The following is a 20,887-nucleotide window of genomic DNA, read 5'->3' on the forward strand; positions in this document are numbered from 1 at the left end:
TCAGGCGTTGAGGGCCGGCTCGCGCGAGCCGTTGCCGGCGGGGTCGTGAGCGGCAGCCGAGGCATCTTTGGAAACGCGCGGGATGTCGATGACGAAGCTCGTGCCGCCGCCGAGCGCGCTGACGGTCTCGATCGATCCGCCGAGGGTGGCGGTGACGAGGTTGTGGACGATGTGCAGGCCGAGCCCGGTGGATCCGGACGCGCGGCCGGTGGTGAAGAACGGGTCGAAGATGCGGGCGAGATTGCCGGCCGCGATGCCGCGCCCGTCGTCGGAGAAGACGATCTCGACGCGGTCCGGCCCCTTGCCGCGCACCCGGACCTCGATGCGGCCGGTCTCGCCCTCCTCGAAGGCGTGGGCATAGGCGTTGGTCAGGAGGTTGGTCAGCACCTGGGACAGGGCGCCGGGATAGGAGACCATGGCGATTCCGCCCTCGCAGTCGATCTCCAGCTCGTGTCCGGCGCGCCGGCGCATCGGCCCGAGGCTGCGGAAGAGATCCTCGATGAACTCGTCCATCCGGAAGGCCCGCCGCTCGCCGCTGGCCTGATCGGCCGCCACCTGCTTGAAGCTGACGACGAGGCCGGCGGCGCGCGACAGATTGGCGTCGACGAGGGCCGTGCCTTCGCCGGTGCGCTCGATGAAGTCGTCGAAGGCCTGCCGGGTGACCTTGCCCTCGCTGGTCGCCCGGCGGAACTTCTCGGTCTCCTGGCGCATCACGGTCGAGGTGGTCAGAGCGACGCCGAGGGGCGTGTTGATCTCGTGGGCGACGCCGGCGACGAGCTGGCCGAGGGAGGCGAGCTTCTCGCTCTGGATGAGGTCCCTCTGGGTCCGCTTGAGTTCCGCGAGCGCCCGGTCGGTCTCGTCCTTGGCGAGCAGCAGCGCCGCCTCGCGCTTGGTGAGCTCGTCGAGGAAATGATTGGTCGCCCGCGTCATCCGGCCGATCTCGTCGGTGCGCTGAGCTTCCGGCAGGGGGCCGAGGGTGGGATCGGCCGCCCGCACCAGCATGCCCTGCTCGAGACGCTTCAGCGGCAGGGTGATCGAGCGTGCGACCCCGAGACCGAAGGCCATCGCGACGAGGAGGCAGAGGACGGCGCTGACGATCAGGATCCGACGCGCCGCAGTACCGATGTCGTCGGCGTTCGTCGACAGGGACGAGTTGAGGTTGGAGACCTCGAAGACGATGCCGGTCGAGGCGACCGCCATGCGCCGCAGGATGGCGTTCTGGGCGGCCAGCCCGTCATGGGCGGCAGCGAGTTCGCGCCGCCAGGAATCCAGCGCGTCGAGCATCTCGGACTGGACGATCGGCGAGATCGGCAGTCCGGCGATCGCCTCGCGCAGGCTGGTGTTGCGCTCGATCATCCGGGCAATCTCGTCGCTGTCGCGCAGGCGCATGGCTTCGCGGGTCTTCTCGCCGAGCCGGATCGTCTCGACGGTGATGTCCTGCGCCCGCTCCTCCGTCGTCTGGGCTGCCACCGCATTGTCGAGGAGGCCGGCGAAGGACTCCTCGGCGGCCCTGACGGCGCTGCCGTCGATCTTCAGGGAGCGGCTGAGGGATGTCAGCAGCCGCTCGGGCCAGCCATCGGCGCGAAAGCCGGCGAGTTCGGCCTCGAATTGCGCGATCTGCGATGCCCGTCCCGCGGCCCGAAAGGCGGTGCGCAGGCCGTCGGCGGCATTGGCGAGGCGGGCGGCGGCAAGGCTGTCCTCGCTGGCCGCGACGCCGGTGGCCGAACTGCCGGAAATCGGCTGTTGCGCGCCGGCCTGGCCGGCGGTTGCGGCTTGGCCCGGCGTCGGTTCCGGCAGGGACTGCGGAGATGGCGGGCGGGCGTTCGAGGCAGCCGCCGGGTTGGCTCTCAGGCGGCGCAGCCAGCTGTCGATGACCGCTCCGCGCATGGCGATCACTGCCGAGGTCAGATCGAGCGCCTCGCGCATCGCCCGGTCGCTCTGGCGCAATTGCGCCACGACGCCGGCATTGGCCGCCTGCTGGCGGCCGCTCGCCTCCTGCGCCAGGGCGATCAACCGGTCGAGGCGGGCGCTCATCGCCTGCCTGCGGGCGTCGTTCTGCTCGATGGCGATCTGCAGCTCGCCCATCGCCCGGCGAAAGCGCTCCAGCGAGCCGATCGTCGCGGTCACCGCATCGCTGACGTCGCCGTCGCTGGTTTCGGTGCCGATCTCGGACAGGCCCGCGGTCGCCGCCCCGATATTGGCCATGAAGGCGCCGAGAGGGGTGTCGCGGCTGGACGGATCGGCGGCGATGAAATCGTCCCGGGCGCTCATCGCCGAGACCACGTTGCGGAAGACGGCGGAGACGGTGAGGGCGCCGCGGCGCGCCTCGTCGGCCCGGTCGAACAGGACGATGGAGCCGACGCCGAGCAGCACCGCGAGGACGATCGGCATCGCACCGACGAGGAAGACCCTGCGGGTGATCGAGAGCCGGAAGATGCCGCCGCCCTTTCCCGATGACGCAATGTCGAAGGGCGCCGGCAAGGGCTCGCGTGGGAGGGTCAGGTCGTGATGCACCACCGCCGCCCCGGCGCGAACGCCACCGACGCGCACGGCGCAAGCCGCCGACCCGCGTGAAAACGAACGGTGATCATCCTATCGATTCAGCCGTGCTCGTAAAGCCGAATGCCGCGAAGATCCGGATCCGTCCCGGTCGTCATGGCACATCCCGCCTCATAGGCGATCCGTGTTTCGTCAGCGTTTCTTCGGGGTTTCGTCGCCGCGGCCAAATCGGGCCAGGCGGCGCCGGGCGCCGGGGAAAGCCTTGGTGCCGCAAGCTGTTGTCGGGCCGGAGGCGTGCCGTTCAGTCCGGCGAGAACATGTAGCCGGCGCCGCGCACGGTGCGGATCACCGTCGGCCGCGCCGGATCGGGCTCGATCTTCTTGCGGATGCGGGTGATCCGAACGTCGACGGCGCGGTCGAAGGGCTCGGAGTCCCTGGCGCTGGCGAGATCCAGCAGCCGTTCGCGCGACAGCACCCGGCGCGGGTTCTCGGCGAAGGCCTTGAGCAGCGAGAACTCGCTGTGCACCAGCGGCTGCTCGTCGCCGTCGTCGCTCCGCAGCGACTGGGCGTCGAGATCGAGCCACTTGGTTCCGAAACGGATCTCGCGGCGCGGCTGGGCCGGCTCGTCGGCGCGGGCGGCCGGCTTGCCGCCGGCGCGCCGCATCACCGAGCGGATGCGCGCGAGGAGCTCGCGCAGCTCGCAGGGCTTGGCGAGATAGTCGTCGGCCCCGAGTTCGAGCCCGACGACCCGGTCGACCAGGCTCGCCGTCGCCGTCAGCATGATCACCGGCACGTCGGTGACCGCCTTGAGGCTGCGCACGATCGACAGCCCGTCCTCGCCCGGCATGTTGAGGTCGAGGAGGATCAGGTCCGGCCGCTCGATCGCCATCTGTTCGCGCATCCGGGCGCCATCCTCGAGCAGCCGCACGCAGAAGCCGTGCATGACGAGATAGTCGCCGATGAGTTCTCGCGTCTCGGCCTCGTCGTCGACGACGAAGATCCGGGGTTCTGCCATGGCGGTCATCGGGGCTCCAGAACCGGCAGGAGAATCGCGAAGGAGGCGCCGCCCAAGGGTCCGCTCTCCTCGACGACGATCTCCCCGTGATGCAGCTCGACGATCTTGCGCACGATCGACAGGCCGAGGCCGGTCGAGCTTTCGCCCGCCGTCGGCTGGGCCGAGAGCCGCTGGAACCGGCCGAACAGGCGGACGATGTCCTGCTGGTTGAGGCCGGGCCCGGAATCGGAGACCGTCACCTTGGCTTGGTTGCCGTGGCGCGCCGCCTCGACCCGGATCTCGCCACCGACCGGGGCGTATTTCATCGCGTTGCTGACGAGATTGTCGATCGCCTCGGCGAGCCGGTCCGGGTCGCCCTCGACCTCGAGGGGCGCGTCGGCGGCGACGGTCAGGGTCTGCCGCTTGTTCTCGGCGAGGGCGCGGCTGAGTTCGGCGGTCGCCGCGGTGATCGCGGACAGGTCGACGGGGCTCCGCTCGACGGTGATGTCGAGGGCGTCGGCAAGGGCGTCGGCGATCGACATGTCGACGATCCGGGTCATGCGCTCGGCGGAATTCCTGATGTGGCCCACCTGCTTGGCGAAGCGCTCGCGCATCGCCTCGTCCAGCTGCTCCATCATGCTGGTCATCATCTCGCTGCGCCCGAGGATCACCGCGATGGGATTCTTCAGGTCGTGGGCGATGGTGCCGAGGATCTCGTTCTTGAAGGCGTTCACCCGCTTCAACTGCGCCCCTTGCGCGTTCAGCCGCTCGTTGGCGTTGGCCAGCTCCAGCGTCCGCCGGGCCACCCGCGCCTCGAGTTCCTCGTTGGCGATCCGCAATTCGTCGTAGAGCCGGGCATTGTCGAAGGCGATGGCGAGCTTGGCGGAGAACACCGACACCAGCGAGGCCTGGGTCTCGGTGAGTTCGCTGGCCGTCGCCAGCGCCACCAGGATCTCGGCGCCGCTGCCGGTCTTGACGAACAGGCAGACGAGACCGTCGTGCCGGACCGGGCGGCCGATCTCCACCGTCGCGGCGGCGGCGAACAGCTCGCTCCGGTCGATCCCGGTCTCCTCCGGCCTCTCGAACTTGCCGAGGCCGGCGAGCACCATCGGATCGGCGCCATTGGTCTCGCGCATGATCAGGATGCCGTCGGTCTCGATCTCCAGAAGCGCGCTGATCTGGATCAACACGCCATGCGCCAGGGTCTTCAGGGACCGGTCGTCGAACAGCGACGCCGAGGCCGCGACGATCATTTCGAGGCCGACGCGGGTGTCGTCGAGCCGCTTCAGCTGGTCGTAGCCGCGCAGCGCCGCCGTCAGGGTGGTGAACAGGCGGTCGGCGGTGAGCTCGGTCTTGGCCTTGTAGTCGTTGATGTCGTAGTCGACGACGACCTGCCGCTCGGGCGCCTGGCCCGGCTGGCCGGTGCGCAGGATGATCCGCACGAGGTCGTTCTTCAGCTCCTCGCGGATCGCCTTGGCGAGCTTCAGCCCGGCATCGTCGCTCTCCATGACGACGTCGAGGAGGACGACCGCGGTGTCGGGATGGGCCTTGAGCAGCTTAAGCCCCTCGCGCGCCGAGCGGGCGCCGATGATCTCGAGGCTCCAGCCATGCAGCGCAAAGTGCCGCAGCGCGAATCGCGTGCCCTCGTGGACCGCCTCGTCGTCGTCGATGACCGCAAGCTTCCAGCCCGGCCGGGAGGAAGGCTCCTCGACGGTCTCGTCCGGTTCGGCGAACTCCAGGAAATCACTCGTCATTGTTGCGTCGGCCGTCGTCTAGCCCGTTCAGCTGGTCGATGGAATCCGTTCCTTCGGCGCATGGACATCCTTCATCATACCCGAGCGTAAGATCAGGGACCAGCAGTTCCGGTTGCAAATCCCTGCCGGCCTGGGCGTTGCGCGGCCGGCGGGGCTCCGATCCTCGCATGGCGCTCGCCTCAACGCTTGGCCGGGCGGCCCCGCGAGGCGAATTCCCGGGCCATGTCCGCCTGGCGGCGCGCGCGCTCGCCGGCCGGCAGCCGCGAGCCGCCGGCAAACCCGCCGAGACCGAGGTCGGCGAGGATGCCGGGATCGATGTCCTCGATGTTCTGGAGGCGCCGGCGGGAGGGGCCGAGGAGGGCACGGGCAAGCGCGGTGGCGAGGGCGGTGGCGGGGCGCCGGCGAAGCGGCGCGGCGACGGGCCTCGACGCCGCGACGGGCGGGCAGGGGGGCAGGCAGGCGGAAAGGGGTTCGCAAAACGACGTCATGGCGGTATCCAATGTGTGGCAGCCCCGGTGGTGATCGCGATCAGGGCAGACGGCGCGAGCCGGTTCGAGGTTCGAGGGGCGGTGCGGCGACGGCTTGCGCCGCCGGCGTCCCGGAAGCCGGCACCGTCGCTGGAACGGAGCCGGCCTTGCGACGGCCCGGCCTTGCGGCAGCGCCGGCCTTGCGACATTGGAAAACCCAGAGCCGGCTCGGCGTCGCCCGGCGGCGGAACACCAACGAGGGAGACGGCGGCCGGGTATTCCAGCGATCGCGCGGGAGCGACCGGTCCGTCACCGAAACGATGCAGTCATTCGACCTTCTCGACGAGGAACTCGACCAGTGGGCGGCCGCCGGCCGGGCGGCCTCGCTGTGGTGGCGGGACGACGACGCGGCGGCCGCGACGCCGCAGCTCGCCCGGCTGGTCGGCGCGGCGCGGCGCCACCGTTTGCCGATCGCCATCGCCGCGGTGCCGGCGGCGATGACGGCCGATCTCGTCGGGGCGCTGGCCGCTCCCGGCATCACGGTGCTGCAGCACGGCTACGCCCACACCAATCATGCCGGCCCCGGCAGGCGCGCCGTCGAATGCGGCGGCGAGCGGCCGCTCGAGACGGTGCTCGCCGAGCTCGGCGACGGCATGCGCATCCTGATGCGGACCTTCGGTGCGAGTTTCCTGCCCTTCCTGGTGCCGCCGTGGAACCGCATCGACCCGGCGGTGGCGGCGGCCCTGCCGCAACAGGGCTATCTCGGCCTGTCGGGCTTCGGGCCCCGGCATTATCAGGGACCGGGCGGCGAGGGCTCCACAGAGGACGCGCCGCTCGTCCTGCCGCCGCGCCTCGCCGCGATCAACGCCCATCTCGACCTTCTGACCTGGAAGGGCGGACCGGCCTTCGCCGGGGCCGAGAAGCTGATCCGGCTCCTGGCCGAGCGGCTTCGCGATCGCCGGCTGGGCCTGACCGATCCGGACGAGCCGCTCGGCATCCTGACCCACCATCTCGACCACGACGAGGCGACCTGGTCGTTCCTCGAGCGGCTGCTCGGCCGGGTCGGCGCGCATCCGGCCATCCGCTTCCTGCCGATCACGACGCTCCTCACCGAGAGCCCGGTGCGCTGACGATGGCGGCGCGGGTCCGGCCGGCCGGAGAGGGCGACGTCGATGCGGTGGCGGCGCTGCTGCACGAGAAGATGAACCGCCGCATCCCGGCCGAGACCTGGCGGCTGCTGCTCGACTATCCCTGGCGCCCCGAGGGGAGCGAGCGGGGCTGGCTGGTCGAGGATGCCGGCCGGATCGTCGGCTTCATGGGCACGATCTATTCGGACCGCCCGACGGCCGCCGGAACCCGCCGCTTCTGCGACCTTTCCTCCTGGTACCTGATGGCCGACTATCGCGGCACCGGCGTCGGCGACGAGCTGCTGCGATCCGGCATGGCCAAGCCCGGCGTCACCTACCAGACGATGACCGCGCGCCGCGCCACCGGCCGCAAGATCCGGGCGCTCGGCTTTTCCGTCCTCGACGACACCCGCAGCCTCTTCCGGCCGGGCCACCACGGGGGCAACGGCGGGGGACATCCCGGCGGCAATGGCGTCGGCAGCAGCGGGGGGCGGGAGAACGGCGCCGACCTGAAGCTGATCCGCGACCCGGCCGAGATCCGGGAACGGCTTTCGGCGGCCGAACGGCAGATGCTCGACGATCACCACGCCCTCGACATCCATCATGCCGTCATCATACCCGGCGGCGCGGATGGCGCGGGCCCGGCCCGCCTCGCCGGTGCGCAAGGCCCGCCGCACGAGGCGGTGCGCCGGAGTGGCGGTGGTGGCGGTGGCACCTGGCTGGTCTGGCAGAGGAAGCTGAAGGGCGACGCCGTCGCCTATCACGAGGTGCTGCACGCCTCGAATGCCGATTTCCTCTCGGCCAATGCGGCCGAGATCGCCGCTCTGGTCACGGTCGGCGAGAAGGCGGTGCTGGCGATCGACACGCGGATGATGAACGCGGGCGACGATCCGGGCGAGGTCGAGACCATCCCGCTGCCGCGCTGGTACCGCTCGCCCGACGTCGCCCCGCGCGACGTCGGTCATCTCTATTCGGAAGTGCTGCTCCTCGACCAGAAGCTGCCTTGATCCGAGCGGCCCGGGCGGCTGCACGGCGCCATCCCGCTCACGCCAGCGCCACCAGCCCCAGCGGCTCGGCGACGCCGGCGACGCGCCGGGCGGGAAGATGGGTCACCCGGCATTCGGGGCGAAACCCTTGCAGGATCGCAGCCTCCAGCGTCGCGGCCGTGGTCAGCGCCGCCGTCCCCTCGGCCTTGTTGTGCTTCTCGAGCTTGGCGGCGAGGTTCACCGCCTCGCCGATCACCGTATATTCGAGCCGCGCCGTGTCGCCGAGGGCGGCGAAGATCACCGGTCCCGCCGTCACCGCCCCGTTCAGCGACAGGCGCAGGCCCGTCTCGCCGCTGTGCTCGTCGGTCCAGCGGGTGGCCGTCTCGACGATCTCGCCGAGCGCCTTCAGGGCGTCGGCGGCCGGCGTCTCGCTCGCTCGCGCGGCGCCGAAGGTCGCCAGCATGCCGTCGCCGAGATATTTGTCGACGATGCCGCCGTGCTTCTCGATGATCGGCACGACGATCGCATGCAGGGAGACGAGGGCGGCGACGACGTCCTTCGGGTCCTGGCGGGCGGCAAAGGCCGAAAAGCCGCGAATGTCGAGGATCAGCATCGCGGCGTTGCGCTCGACGCCGTCGCCGGCGACGATCGCCTTGTCGGCGCCGGTGATCGCCGCTTCCACCGGCGCGGGCAGGAACCGGCGGATCTCGGCGCGTTCCATCTGCTCGCGGGCGGTGCGCAGCACGAGCTTCTGCGCCCGCGCCACGGCGATGGCGAGAATGGCCGAGACCACGACCATCACGACGATCTTGTCGACCTCGGCGCCGATCAGGATCCGGGCCCCGTCGATATATTCGACGAAGCTCCGGGTAATGGCGTCCCTGCCGTCCTGGGCGATGGCGTTGATGACCATGATCACCCAGCCCAGCGCGGCGACGAGGCCGGTCAACAGCACCCAGATCGGGTCGAAGCGCAGCGCCCTGAGCGCGATGAAGACGAAGACATAGAGGATGGTCGGCGCCTTCAGGGAGAAGGCCTGCGACTGCTCGTATTGCAGATGGAACGACCAGATCAGGGCGTAGAGGAGGGCGACGTCGACGATCAGCGAGCCGAACAGAAAACTCTTCGGCAGCGGCGCCCGGTAGGAGAAATAGAGCCGGATGAGCGTCAGGCCGAGATAGGCGGCAAGGCCGAGGGGGACGAGGCTCCTCGATATCGAATCGACCGGCTTCGGAGCGATCAGGTAGAGGGCCAGAATGAAGCCGCCGAGGGCGAACTGCACCCAGCCGGTCAGCCTCTCGCTCGCCGCGTCGAAACGCAGGATATCGGCGGCAACCTGCGGCGGCAGGGGGCCCGGCGAACGCATTGCCCAAAAGGCCATCGGCATTTCCTCCCGCCGGCTCCCGGACGAACCATCATCCATCTCGTGCGGCCTTCGCTGCGATCATGGTCCACGAAACGCTTCCATTACGTCAACTGTATGTGACGCGGGAAAGGCTCGTCGATCGACCGGGACGCTGCGGCCATCGTCGGCGCTCCGTTTCGTATCGCTTGATCGAACGGTTGCGACGCAATAGGTAGGGCGACCGGAGTGGGTCGTTGCACGAGGGATCGGCAGACGGCCGACCGGGACCTGCCGGACGAGGTTCAGTCCGGCCGGTCGGGGGCGTCGAAGACGGGTCCCCGGCCTGTCTGCGGCATCACAATCAGGGCTGCGCCAGGAGTCGTCATGCAGTCTCGCTCTCCCCGCATCCTGATCTACAGCCACGATACCTTCGGGCTCGGCCATCTGAGGCGCTCTCGGGTGATCGCCCAGGCGCTCGTCGCGCACCGGCCGGACACCTCGATCCTGATCATCGCCGGATCGCCGGTCGTCGGCTCCTTCAGCTTTCCGCCCCAGGTCGATTTCATCCGCGTGCCCGGCGTCGTGAAGCTCGGCGCCGAGAGCTACGCGCCGTCCAATCCAGGGCTGTCGATCGAGGACCTGACCGAGATCCGCTCGGCGATCATCAAGAAGACCGCCGAGATCTTCGATCCCGACATCTTCCTCGTCGACAAGGAGCCGCTGGGCATGCGCGGCGAGGTCGAGGAGAGCCTGACCTTCCTGAAGTCCACCGGCTGCCGGTTGGTGCTCGGCCTGCGCGACATCATGGACGAGCCGTCGCGGCTCGCCGACGAATGGACCCGCAAGGGCGCCTTCGCCGCGGTCGAAAATCTCTACGACGACGTCTGGATCTACGGGCTGCCCGACATCTGCGATCCCCTGGAGGGGATCGGGATCTCCCAGCGGGTCCGGGACCGGGCGGTGTTCACCGGCTATCTGCCGCGGGCGGACGAGCCGTCCGGCGCGCTGCCGGACCAGATCCGGATCGGCGAGCGGCCCTTCGTGCTGGTGACGACCGGTGGCGGCGGCGACGGCGCGCGCCTCGTCGACTGGGTGCTGAGAGCCTATGAGAGCGATCCGTCGATCGGGGTCCGGGCGAAGATCGTCCTCGGCCCGTTCATGGAGACCGGCTTTGCCAGCGACTTCCAGGCCCGCGCCAGGAAGCTCGACAGCGTCGACCTGATCACCTTCGCCGCCTCGATCGAGCCGCTGTTCGAGCGGGCCGAGGGCATCGTCGCCATGGGCGGCTACAACACCTTCTGCGAGATCCTCTCCTTCGACAAGCCGGCGGTCATCGTGCCGCGGCGCCATCCGCGGCTCGAGCAGTTCATCCGCGCCTCGCGGGCCGAGGATCTCGGGCTTGCCCGCATGCTGCTCGACGACGAGGTGGAGAACGCCGCGATCATGGCCGGGGCGATCCGCTCGCTGCCCGGCCAGAACCGGCCCCAGGCCGCGGCCATCGACAAGCTGCTCGGCGGCGTCGAGACGATCCGGCGCCTCGTCGACGACATCGTCGCCGACGGACGGCGGGGGGCCGTGCGCTCGCTTGGCCGCCGCCAGGATCCGCGCCACGTCGCCGGGCGCCCGTGAGGATCGCCTTCTACGCGCCGATGAAGGCGCCTGACGATCCGGTCGCCTCCGGCGATCGCCTCGTCGCGCGCAATCTCGTCGCGGCGCTGGAGCGCAGCGGCCACGACGTCGGCCTCGTCTCGCGCTTTCGCAGCTACGACCGCGGCGATCGCGAGCGGCAGGCGCGGCTGGCCCGGCTCGGCGCAAGGCTCGCGGCGCGGCTGGGGCGCATCCTCGCCGAGCCGGCGAGGCGGCCGGACCTCTGGTTCACCTACCATCTCTATCACAAGGCGCCGGACCATCTCGGACCCGCCGTCGCGGCGGCGCTCGCCATTCCCTATGTGGTCGCCGAGGCCTCGGTGGCGCAAAAGCAGCGGGGCGGGCGATTCGATCCGGGCTACCGGGCAAGCCTTGCCGCGCTGGCTCGCGCCGACTGCGTCCTGACCCTCAACCCGAACGACGCGGCGGGGGTCGCCCCGCATCTGCGGCCCGGCGTGCCGATGGAGCCGCTGGCACCCTTCGTCGATGCCGCGCCGTTCCTTGCAGCGGCGGCGGGGCGAAAGGTTGAGCGGGCATCGCTCGCCGCCCGCCATTCCCTCGATCCCCGCAAGCCCTGGCTGGTCGCGGCGGCGATGATGCGGGCGGACCAGAAGCTTGCCTCCTACCGTGTCCTTGCCGAGGCGCTGTCCCGGCTTGCCCCTGACAGCTTCGAGCTGCTGATCGCCGGCACGGGACCGGCCGAGCCCGCGGTGCGGGCGGCATTTGCCGAAAGAGGGGTTGCCGCGACGTTTCTCGGGCAGGTTCCGTCCGGCGAAGTGCCGGGGCTTCTTGCCGCCTGCGATCTCTATGTCTGGCCGGCGGTGAAGGAGGCCTTCGGCATGGCGCTGATCGAGGCGCAGGCGGCGGGCCTGCCGGTCGTCGCCGGAACGAGCCCCGGCGTCGCCTCCGTCGTTGCGGACGGCGAAACGGGACGGCTCGTTCCGCAGGGCGATCCGGGCGCCTTTGCAGAGGCCGTCCGCGAACTGCTCGATCCGCTGCGGCGGGCGGCCGGCGCCGAGGCGGCGCGCCGAAACGTCGCCGAGCGCCACGACATCGGCGCCGCGGCTCCCGTCCTCGACCGGGTGCTCGGCGAGACGCGCCGGCGCTTCATTGCGGCGCAAGCGGCGACACCACCATTCGAAAGGGCCGGCTGATGCGCGTTCTCTTCCATGTCCAGCATCTTCTCGGCGTCGGGCATCTGCGCCGCGGCGAACTGATCACCCGCGCCATGGCGGCGCGCGGCATCGAGGTGACGGTGGCGCTCGGTGGCCATCCGGTGCCGCAGATGCCGTTTGCCGACGCGGCGGTGATCCAGCTGCCGCCGGTCGCGATCGCGGGCGCCGACTTCAAGGTGCTCTACGACGAGGCCGGGGCGCCGATCGACGAGGCGTGGAAGGCGCGGCGGACGCAGGCGCTGCTCGACGTCTACGAGCGGGTGCGGCCCGACGTCGTCCTGATGGAGATGTTCCCCTTCGGCCGCTGGCGCTTCAAGTTCGAGCTCGTGCCGCTGATCGAGCGGGCGACGCGGGACGGGGCGCAATGCGTCACCTCGGTGCGCGACATCCTCGTCGCCACCAAGCATCCGGAGCGGGCGAAATACGCCGCCGAACTGGCGCGCGAGCGTCTTGCGGCCGTGCTCGTCCATTCCGATCCGGCCCTCTTCACCTTCGGCGAGACCTATCCCCATGCCGGCGAGATCGCCGACCTCGTCGCCTATACCGGCTATGTCACCGAGGCGGCGGAGCGCGGCGCGGTCGAGCGGAACGACCGGGTCGTGGTCTCGGCGGGGGGCGGTGCCGCCGCCGGCGCGCTGCTGGATACCGCGGTCGCGGCGCGCGAGTTGGCGCCGCCGCACATCCGCGACCGGGTGTGGCATTTCCTCGCCGGCGCCCGGGCCAGCGAGGCGCAGCTCGCCCGGCTGGCCGGTCTGGCGAATGAGCGGACCATCGTCGAGCGCTTCTCGCCCCGCTTCCAGGCGCTGCTCGACGGCGCGGCCCTGTCGGTCTCCCAGGCCGGCTACAATACGGTGATGAACCTGATGCGGGCGCAGATCCCGGCGGTCGTCGTGCCCTATGACGACGGCGAGGAGACCGAGCAGGCGTTCCGCTCGGCGAGGATGGAGGCGATGGGTCTCCTCGAGGTGGTGCCGGGGGCGGCGCTGTCGCCGGACAGTCTCGCGGCGGCGATGGTCCGGGCCGACGCGCGGCGCGACCGCCCCGCTCCTGCGATCGACCTCGAAGGCGCCGAGGCGACGGCCGCGGCGATCGCCCGGCTGATCGGGGGATGAGGCCCGCGTCTGCTCGCAACGGCGATGCGCGACGAAATCACTGGCGAAGCGGTGCCGCTGTCGTGATAATGCAACGAAAGCCTCGGCAGAGAGAGGCAGGGCGTTCAGCCGTGCGACGGCGCAAATGGGAAACGGGTCGATGAGTGACGCAGCGGTGCTTTCGTCCTCGGCATCGCAGGCGGTTCCGGTCGATGCCGACCGGGCGGCGACGGCGCTTCTGTCGATCGAGGATCTGTCTGTGGAGTTCCGCTCCATGGCCGGCACCACCAAGGCGGTGGCCGGCCTCTCCATGGCGGTCGCGCCGGGGCGCACCGTCGCCCTCGTCGGCGAATCGGGCTCCGGCAAGTCGGTCACCTCCCAGGCGATCCTCGGGCTTTTGCCGAAGAACGGCGTGATCACCTCCGGCCGCATCCTGTTTCGCGACGGCGAGATGGGGGAGGTGGATCTTGCGACGATCCCCCGCGCCTCGCCGCAGTTCCGCTCGATCCGCGGTCGCTCGATCGCCATGGTGTTCCAGGAGCCGATGACGGCGTTTTCGCCGCTCCACACCCTCGGCGACCAGATCGGCGAGATGGCGGCGGTGCATCGCCGCGCCTCGAAGGCCGAGATCGCCGAGCTGACGGCCGAGACGCTGCGGCTGGTGCGCTTTCCCGAACCGCAGCGCGCGATGCGCATGTATCCCTTCGAGCTGTCCGGCGGCCTGCGCCAGCGGGCGATGATCGCCATGGCGCTGATGTGCCGGCCGCCGCTCCTGATCGCCGACGAGCCGACCACCGCCCTCGACGTCACTCTCCAGGCGCAGATCCTGAAGCTCCTGAAGGATCTCCAGGCCGAGCTCGGCATGGCGCTGCTTCTGATCACCCACGATCTCGGCGTCGTCGCCAATCTGGCGGAAGAGGTGGTGGTGATGCATCACGGCCGGATCGTCGAATCCGGACCGGTCGAGACGATCTTCACGCGGCCGAGCCATCCCTATCTGGTCTCCCTGATGAAGGCGGTGCCGGATTTCTCCGATTCGGAGCGCCGGCGGCTGACGCCGATCCGCGAGATCAAGATCGACGCCGACGTCCTGATCCGGCCGAAGGCGAGCGGCCCCGTCGGCGAGCCGCTGGTCGAGGCGCGGGGCCTGACCAAGAGCTTCTCCCTGCGCGGTGACAGAAGGCTGGTGGGGCGGGCGCCGGCGCAGGTGATCCGGGCGCTCGACGACGTGTCGATCACCGTCCGGCGCGGCGAATGCCTCGGCCTCGTCGGGGAATCCGGCTCCGGCAAGACGACGCTGGCCAGGGCCCTGATGCGGGCGGTGACGGTCGATGCCGGCTCGATCGTGATCAACGGCGCGGACGGACCCGTCGACCTCGTCTCCGCCGACCGGGACACGATGTTCAAGGTCCGCAAGCGGATGCAATACGTCTTCCAGGATCCGTTCTCCTCCCTCGATCCGCGCATGACCGTCGGCGCGATCCTGTCGGAGCCGCTGGAGATCCACGACCTCTGCGAGGCGGGCGAAAGGCGGGCGAGGGTGGAGCGGCTGCTCGCCGCGGTCGGGCTGGAGCCGAGCCACGCGGCGCGCTATCCGCACAGCTTCTCCGGCGGCCAGCGTCAGCGGATCGGCATCGCCCGGGCTCTCGCGCTGGAGCCGGAAATCCTCATCTGCGACGAGCCGGTCGCCGCCCTCGACGTCTCGGTCCAGGCGCAGATCCTCAATCTCCTGCGCGATCTCCAGCGGCTGTCGGGCCTGACCTATGTCTTCATCACCCACAACCTCGCGGTGGTGAACCACATCGCCGACCGGATCGTGGTGATGTGCGACGGCACCGTCGTCGAGATGGCGCCGCGGGCCGATCTCTTCCGCGAGCCCCTGCATCCCTACACCCGCCTTTTGATCGAGGCGGTGCCCCATGCCGATCTGTCCCGGCCGCTGGACTTCTCGCATCTGCCGGAGGCCGGACTGATCGGTCGCCGCGACTGGCCGGCGCCCTTCACCGTCCGGCCCGGCCTGTCGATGCCGCCGCTCCTGGAAGCCCGACCCGGCCATTTCGTCCGCGCCGCCGATCTCGGTTTTCTCGGGCCCGCACCCGGCCGCCGCGCCGCGCCTGCCGAAAGTGCCGTTGCCGAAAGTGCCGTGCCGGCGCTGGAGACGCAGGCATGACGTCTTCGGACGAGCTCGACGAAAGCGTCTTTCGCTATGTCTGGCGCTACACCCGCAGCCAGCAGCTGTGGCTGTTCGCCGTCCTCGCGATGTCGCTGCCGCTCTACTATCTGACCCTCGACCTGCCGAAGCGCATCGTCAACGGGCCGATTTCGGGCGACTGGCAGCCCGGGCAGACCCAGACGCTGTTCGGTTTCAGCCTGCCCGTGCCGGAGTTTCTCGGCGGCGGCGAGCTGCGCATCTCCGACGGCGTCGATCTCGACCGGTTCGGGGTGCTGATCGCCTTGTCCCTGACCTTCCTGTTCTTCGTCATCGTCAACGGTCTCTTCAAGTTCTATCTGTCGACCTACAAGGGCAAGCTCGGCGAGCGGCTCCTGCGGCGCCTGCGCTTCCAGCTGGTCGACCGGGTGCTGCGGTTTCCCTCCGGCCGTTTCAAGCAGGTGCGCGGCTCCGAGATCGCCTCGATGATCAAGGACGAGACCGAGCCGGTGGGCGGCTTCGGCGGCAGTGCCTTCGCCGATCCGGCCCTTCTCCTGAGCCAGGCGTTGACGGCCCTGTTCTTCATCGTCCTGCAGAACTTCTGGCTCGGCCTCGTCGCCGGCGGCATCGTTCTGTTCCAGATCATCCTCATTCCCCGCATGCGCCGGCGGCTCGTGGTTCTCGCACGCTCGCGCCAGCTGACGGCGCGGCTGTTGTCGGGCCGCATCGGCGAGGTGGTCGAGGCGATCCCGTCGATCCGCACCAACGACACGTCGAACTGGGAACGGGCCGAGCTCGGCGACCGGCTCGGCAAGATCCTGAAGATCCGCTACGACTTCTACCAGTGGAAGTTCTTCGTGAACTTCCTCAACAACCTGATCGCCCAGATGACGCCGTTCATCTTCTATCTCGGCGGCGGCTATCTGGTGATCACCGGGCGGCTGGACATCGGCCAGCTGGTCGCCGTCATCGCCGCCTACAAGGACCTGCCGGCGCCGCTGAAGGAACTGATCGCCTGGGATCAGAACCGGGTCGACGTCCAGTCGAAATATCTCCAGATCCGGGAGCAGTTCGTCATGCCGGATCTGGTCCCGGCCGATCTGCAGAGGGTGAGCTTCGACGCGGCGCCGAAGCTGGACGGCGAGGTGGCGGTATCGGGCCTGAAGGTCAGCGACGATTCCGGCAACGAACTCCTCTATCCGACGACGCTCAGGCTTGCGCCTGGCGAGACGGTGGCGGTCGTCGGGCCGCCGGGCGGCGGCGGCGAATATCTCGCCGAGGCGCTGGTGCGGCTGATCCAGCCGGCGGGCGGGCGCATCGCCTTTGCCGGCTCGGCGCTGGAGACGATGCCCGATGCCATTCCCGGCCGGCGGCTCGGCTACTCGGCCTCGGGCCTCTACCTGCCGCAGATGAGCGTGCGGGATGTCCTGACCTATGGGCTCAAGCATGTGCCGACGCGCCATGTCGAGCGCACCGACCGGGCCGAGGTCATGCGCCTCGAGGAGGCGCGGCTCTCCGGCAATCTCGACCTCGACATCCGCGACGACTGGATCGACTACGAGGCCGCCGGCGTCGAGGGTCCGCAGGACCTGGCCGCGCGGCTCGCCGAGGTGCTCGACATCGTCGAGCTGAAGTCCGACATCGCGCGCCTCGGCCTGCGCGGCAAGCTTCCCGAGAGGCTGGCCGACGGCGTCCCCGACCGGATTCTCGACGCCCGCGCGCGGTTTCGCCAGCTTTTGATCGAGGGCGGCGACGAGGACTATTTCGAGAGCTTCGACAAGAGCCGCTACTCCGACTACGCGACGGTGTTCGAGAACCTCGTCTTCGGCACCGCCGACCCGGACGCCGAGGCCGAGGCTCCGATGGCCGGCCGCGCCTCGGTCCAGGCGGCGCTGCGGGCCTCCGGTCTCGACGAACGGCTCTATCTGATGGGTCGGCAGATCGCCGAGACGCTGATCGAGATCTTCGGCGATCTGGCCGCCGACAACCCGCTGCTCGACGACATCGATCTGATGTCGCCGGACGACGTGGAGCTCTACCGGGCGGCGCTGCGCCGGACCGACGGCGACGGCAAGCGCGACGACAAGGATCGCCAGGCCTTCCAGCGGCTGGCCTTCGGCTATGTCGAGCCGCGCCACCGCCTCGGCCTGCTCGACGAGACGCTGAAGAGCCAGGTCGTCTCGGCGCGCGATCACTTCGCCGACGATCTCGGCCCCGACCTTTCGACATCGGTGTTCCGCCACGACGCGGCCGGCATCAACCGGGCAGCCAGCCTGCAGGACAACATCCTCTTCGGCCGCATCGTCACCCGCTACGCCGAGGCGTCGGGGCGGATCAACACGGTGCTCTCGGAAACGCTGCACGCGACCGGCCTGTTCGAGGTGGTCTTCGACCTCGGCCTCGGCTTCGACATCGGCAGCGGCGCCAAGCGCCTCTCCTCCGGCCAGCAGCAGAAGCTGACTCTCGGCCGGGCGCTGGTGAAACGGCCCGACCTCCTCGTCCTCAACCGCCCGCTCTCGGCGCTCGACGGCGAGACCCAGCGCCGGATCGCCGGCGCTGTCATCGAGGCCCGGAACACGCTCGCAACGCCGCGCCAGACCATCCTGTGGGTCCTCGGCATTGCCGATCACGCCGATCTCTTCGACCGGGTGGTCGAATTCCGCGAAGGGCGCATGCAAGGGGGCGAGAGCGAGGCCTCGCCGCCGCAGGAGGTGATGTGAGCGTTTACCCTCTCGCCGGGTCGCTGGGCGCCGGGCCGGGCGCCATGCTATTGATGCGGCCGGCAAAGACGTGCCAAGCTCTGCCGACGGAACGTGCGCGGGGCACGGGCTCCCAGCCGTCCGGCGGGCTGGCTTCGGACGATCCGCTCGCCGCGGTCGACGACGCGGGGCACCACGCCGGGCGCAAGACCGGGCACGAGACTGGGCACCGGGCGTTGGCGGGCGCCCGAGAGATTGCGAGAGGCAAGGGTCGGGGACGATGCTTCTGAAATCCGAAATCGACCTTTTGAGGGCGGTGCCGTTGTTCGCCGGGATCGAGCCGAGCCGGCTGAAGCTCATCGCCTATACGGCCGAGACCGTCACCTACCGGCAGGGCCAGGTGCTCTGCCGCCAGGGCGAGACCGGCGACGCGGCCTTTGTGCTGATGGAGGGCGAGGCGGACGTCTCGATCGCCACCGAGACGGACGACTTCGTCGTCGCCACGCTGAAGACCGGCGACGTCGTCGGCGAGATCTCGATCCTGTGCGACGTGCCGCGCACCGCGACGGTGACGGCGACGACGAGGCTCTCGGCGCTCCGGGTGCGCAAGGAGGCCTTCCTGCAGCTGGTGCGGCAGTTCCCGGAGATCGCCACCGAGGTGATGCGCGGACTGGCCGAGCGTCTCTCCCACACCAACGAGGAGCTGGTCCGGGCGCGCAATCTGGCCGCGGGGCAGGGGCGCCCACGATGAACCGCTTCGAGCTGACCGTCTGGGGCGCGCGCGGCTCGATCCCCGCGCCGGCGGCGGCGAACCAGATCTTCGGCAGCGATACCAGCTGCGTGGAGCTGCGCTGCGGCGACAGGCTGATCTTCCTCGATGCCGGAACCGGCATCGTCACCGCCGGGCGCAAGCTCTACGAGGAGAAGGTCAGCGACTTCGACATCCTCTTCACCCATTGCCATCTCGACCACATCATGGGCCTGCCCTTCCTGATCCCGCTCTACAAGGATCACGTCTCGGCGCGGATCTTTGCCGGCCATTTCCTCGACGACACCACCTGCCAGGCGATGGTCGAGGGCTTCATGTGCCCGCCCTACTTCCCGGTGAAGCCGAAGCAGTTCGCGGCGAAGATCGACTATCGCGACTTTCGTCCGCCGCAGCCGCTCGATCTCGGCGACGGCATCGCGGTGAAGACCTTCCGGCTCGATCATCCGAACGGGGCGGTGGGGTACCGGGTGGAATATGACGGCCGGGCCGTCTGCTACATCACCGACACGGAGCACCAGCCGGGCACGATCGACCCGGCGCTGGTCGAATTCATCGCCGGGGCCGCGGTGATGATCTACGATTCCACCTATACGGACGAGGATTTCGAGCGCTTCGTCGGCTTCGGCCATTCGACCTGGCAGCAGGGGGTGCGCCTCTGCCGCGCGGCGAAGGTTCCGCAACTGCTCATCTACCACCACGACGTGTCGCGAACCGACATGTGGCTGGAGGAACTGGCGGCCGAGGCGGCAGCCGAGTTTGCCGGCGCCCAGGTGGCGCGCACGGGGCTGACGATCGCGATCTGACCGGTCCGGGCGTCGGCAAAGTCCGCCTTGAAGTAGCCGGATGGGCATGCATCTCTCGGGGGACCGGTCCCCCGGGCCTTCCGAGGATCCTAGCGAAAGGGCCGCCCATGGGGCTCGCCGACCAGGTCAACGAATGGCTCCTGAGCGAGGCGCTCGGCGAGCCGAAGCTCGAGCAGCTGTTCTACCGCCTCTGCATCAAGCTCCTGGGCATCGGCGTGCCGATCTCCCGGGCGCGGCTGAACTGGCCGACGCTGCACCCGCTGTTCCGGGCCGAGATGATCTCCTGGGATCGCGAGGAGCGGGAGGCGACGCTCGGCCACTTCAACCACCAGGATTCCAATACCGAGGCCTGGCAGGCCAGCCCGTTGCGCCACATGCTGGCGAACGACCTGAAGATCCTGCGCCGGCGCCTGACCGGGCCGGGCAAGCTCACCGACTTCAAGCTCCTCGAGGAGCTGTCGGCCGATGGCTTCAGCGACTATCTGGCGCTGCGCACCGAGTTCAAGCAGCCCGGCAAGGGGACCGAATTCCGCGGAACCGGCATCATCGTGATCTGGGCCTGTGATCGCGACAGCGGCTTCACCGAGGAGGATCTCTCCATCCTGCAGGAGATCCAGCGCAGCCTCGCCCTCGTCTGCAAGTCGATCATCCAGCAGCAGATCACCACCAACATCGTCGAGACCTATCTCGGCCGGGAGGCCGGCCGCAGCGTTTTGGAAGGCAACATCCGGCTCGGCGACGGGGCGACCACCAAGGCCCTCGTCTGGTATTCCGACCTGCGCGGTTCGACCCATCTGACCGCGACCCTTCCCAGCGACGACTTCCTCGCCCTTCTCAACGACTATTTCGAATGCGCCGCGCGCCCTGCGATCGCCGCCGGTGGCGAGGTGCTGGCCTTCATCGGCGACGCCGTCCTGATCGTCTTTCCGATGGAGACGCGGGCCGAGGGCGAGCAGCTGGCGGGGAAGGTGCTGCAGGCCGCCGCCGAATCCTTCGCCATGCGGGACGCCGTGAACGCCGTGCGGCGGGAACGCGGCGAGGCCGAGATCGCCTTCGGCATCGGCCTCAATGTCGGCAAGGTGGTGTTCGGCAACATCGGCGTGCCGGAGCGTCTCGCCTTCACCGTCATCGGCTCCAGCGTCACCGAGGTCGAGCGGATCGAGAAGCTGACCAAGACGCTGGGCGTCGCGGTGCTGGCCACCGCTCGCGTCGCCGAACTCCTGCCCGGCCGCTGGTCGTCGGTGGGAGCCCATGAGCTGGCCGGGGTGGACGCCAAGATGGAACTCTTCACCCCCCGCGGCAGCGACGAGGCCGCCCTGAGGGCCGCGGCGGAATAGCCGCCCGGCCTTCGCCTTCGGGCAATCTTTCGACAGGACAGGGGA

Annotated in this window: 15 protein-coding genes; 10 read left to right on the forward strand and 5 right to left on the reverse strand. The window is 69.6% G+C overall.

The window, feature by feature from the left end; all coding sequences use genetic code 11:
- The 4 genes from ATO4_RS23420 to ATO4_RS27430 all read right to left on the reverse strand — a co-directional run bounded on the left by ATO4_RS23420 (position 1) and on the right by ATO4_RS27430 (position 5,735).
- Complete coding sequence (locus tag ATO4_RS23420) at positions 1-2,550, reverse strand: HAMP domain-containing sensor histidine kinase (RefSeq protein WP_139802647.1); 2,550 nt, start codon at positions 2,548-2,550, stop codon at positions 1-3.
- 250 nt (positions 2,551-2,800) lie between these two features.
- A complete protein-coding gene (locus tag ATO4_RS23425; protein WP_083594218.1) occupies positions 2,801-3,514 on the reverse strand; it encodes a response regulator in 714 nt (237 codons plus the stop codon).
- 5 nt (positions 3,515-3,519) lie between these two features.
- Complete coding sequence (locus tag ATO4_RS23430) at positions 3,520-5,247, reverse strand: DUF3369 domain-containing protein (RefSeq protein WP_083594195.1); 1,728 nt, start codon at positions 5,245-5,247, stop codon at positions 3,520-3,522.
- Positions 5,248-5,426: 179 nt separating this feature from the next.
- Positions 5,427-5,735 (reverse strand): hypothetical protein, encoded by a 309-nt coding sequence (locus ATO4_RS27430; RefSeq protein WP_139802648.1) that lies wholly within the window; start codon positions 5,733-5,735, stop codon positions 5,427-5,429.
- Positions 5,736-6,034: 299 nt separating this feature from the next.
- Here ATO4_RS27430 and ATO4_RS23435 point away from each other — a divergent pair, with 299 nt between their 5' ends.
- Entirely contained in the window at positions 6,035-6,844 is an 810-nt protein-coding gene (locus tag ATO4_RS23435; protein WP_083594219.1) for a polysaccharide deacetylase family protein, read from the forward strand.
- 2 nt (positions 6,845-6,846) lie between these two features.
- Positions 6,847-7,848, forward strand: coding sequence for a GNAT family N-acetyltransferase (locus tag ATO4_RS23440; RefSeq protein ID WP_083594196.1), 1,002 nt, complete (start codon positions 6,847-6,849; stop codon positions 7,846-7,848).
- A gap of 37 nt (positions 7,849-7,885) precedes the next feature.
- On the opposite strand, the gene ATO4_RS23445 is transcribed toward ATO4_RS23440, so the two are convergent.
- Positions 7,886-9,208, reverse strand: coding sequence for an adenylate/guanylate cyclase domain-containing protein (locus ATO4_RS23445; RefSeq protein ID WP_176223133.1), 1,323 nt, complete (start codon positions 9,206-9,208; stop codon positions 7,886-7,888).
- Between the two features lie 348 nt (positions 9,209-9,556).
- Between ATO4_RS23445 and ATO4_RS23450 the strand changes: the two genes are divergently transcribed.
- The 8 genes from ATO4_RS23450 to ATO4_RS23485 all read left to right on the forward strand — a co-directional run bounded on the left by ATO4_RS23450 (position 9,557) and on the right by ATO4_RS23485 (position 20,842).
- Positions 9,557-10,801, forward strand: a complete 1,245-nt coding sequence (locus ATO4_RS23450; protein ID WP_083594198.1) for a glycosyltransferase — start codon at positions 9,557-9,559, stop codon at positions 10,799-10,801.
- Positions 10,798-11,973: a glycosyltransferase family 4 protein gene (locus ATO4_RS23455; protein ID WP_083594199.1), complete on the forward strand. Its 1,176-nt coding sequence runs from the start codon at positions 10,798-10,800 to the stop codon at positions 11,971-11,973. Before ATO4_RS23450 ends, ATO4_RS23455 begins: the two co-directional genes overlap by 4 nt.
- Complete coding sequence (locus ATO4_RS23460; protein ID WP_083594200.1) at positions 11,973-13,106, forward strand: glycosyltransferase; 1,134 nt, start codon at positions 11,973-11,975, stop codon at positions 13,104-13,106. Before ATO4_RS23455 ends, ATO4_RS23460 begins: the two co-directional genes overlap by 1 nt.
- 139 nt (positions 13,107-13,245) lie before the next feature.
- The gene (locus ATO4_RS23465) at positions 13,246-15,255 is read left to right on the forward strand and encodes an ABC transporter ATP-binding protein (protein ID WP_176223134.1); all 2,010 of its coding nucleotides are present in this window, start codon (positions 13,246-13,248) and stop codon (positions 15,253-15,255) included.
- The gene (locus tag ATO4_RS23470) at positions 15,252-17,954 is read left to right on the forward strand and encodes an ABC transporter transmembrane domain-containing protein (protein ID WP_083594202.1); all 2,703 of its coding nucleotides are present in this window, start codon (positions 15,252-15,254) and stop codon (positions 17,952-17,954) included. The genes ATO4_RS23465 and ATO4_RS23470 overlap by 4 nt, the downstream gene beginning before the upstream one ends.
- 259 nt (positions 17,955-18,213) lie before the next feature.
- Positions 18,214-18,684, forward strand: a complete 471-nt coding sequence (locus tag ATO4_RS23475) for a cyclic nucleotide-binding domain-containing protein (RefSeq protein ID WP_083594203.1) — start codon at positions 18,214-18,216, stop codon at positions 18,682-18,684.
- Positions 18,681-19,505: an MBL fold metallo-hydrolase gene (locus ATO4_RS23480; protein ID WP_083594204.1), complete on the forward strand. Its 825-nt coding sequence runs from the start codon at positions 18,681-18,683 to the stop codon at positions 19,503-19,505. The genes ATO4_RS23475 and ATO4_RS23480 overlap by 4 nt, the downstream gene beginning before the upstream one ends.
- A 107-nt stretch (positions 19,506-19,612) precedes the next feature.
- Positions 19,613-20,842, forward strand: a complete 1,230-nt coding sequence (locus ATO4_RS23485; RefSeq protein ID WP_083594205.1) for an adenylate/guanylate cyclase domain-containing protein — start codon at positions 19,613-19,615, stop codon at positions 20,840-20,842.
- Positions 20,843-20,887 lie beyond the last annotated feature (45 nt).

It is taken from the genome of Aurantimonas sp. 22II-16-19i, assembly GCF_002088275.1.
In the GTDB taxonomy this organism is placed as follows: domain Bacteria; phylum Pseudomonadota; class Alphaproteobacteria; order Rhizobiales; family Rhizobiaceae; genus Jiella.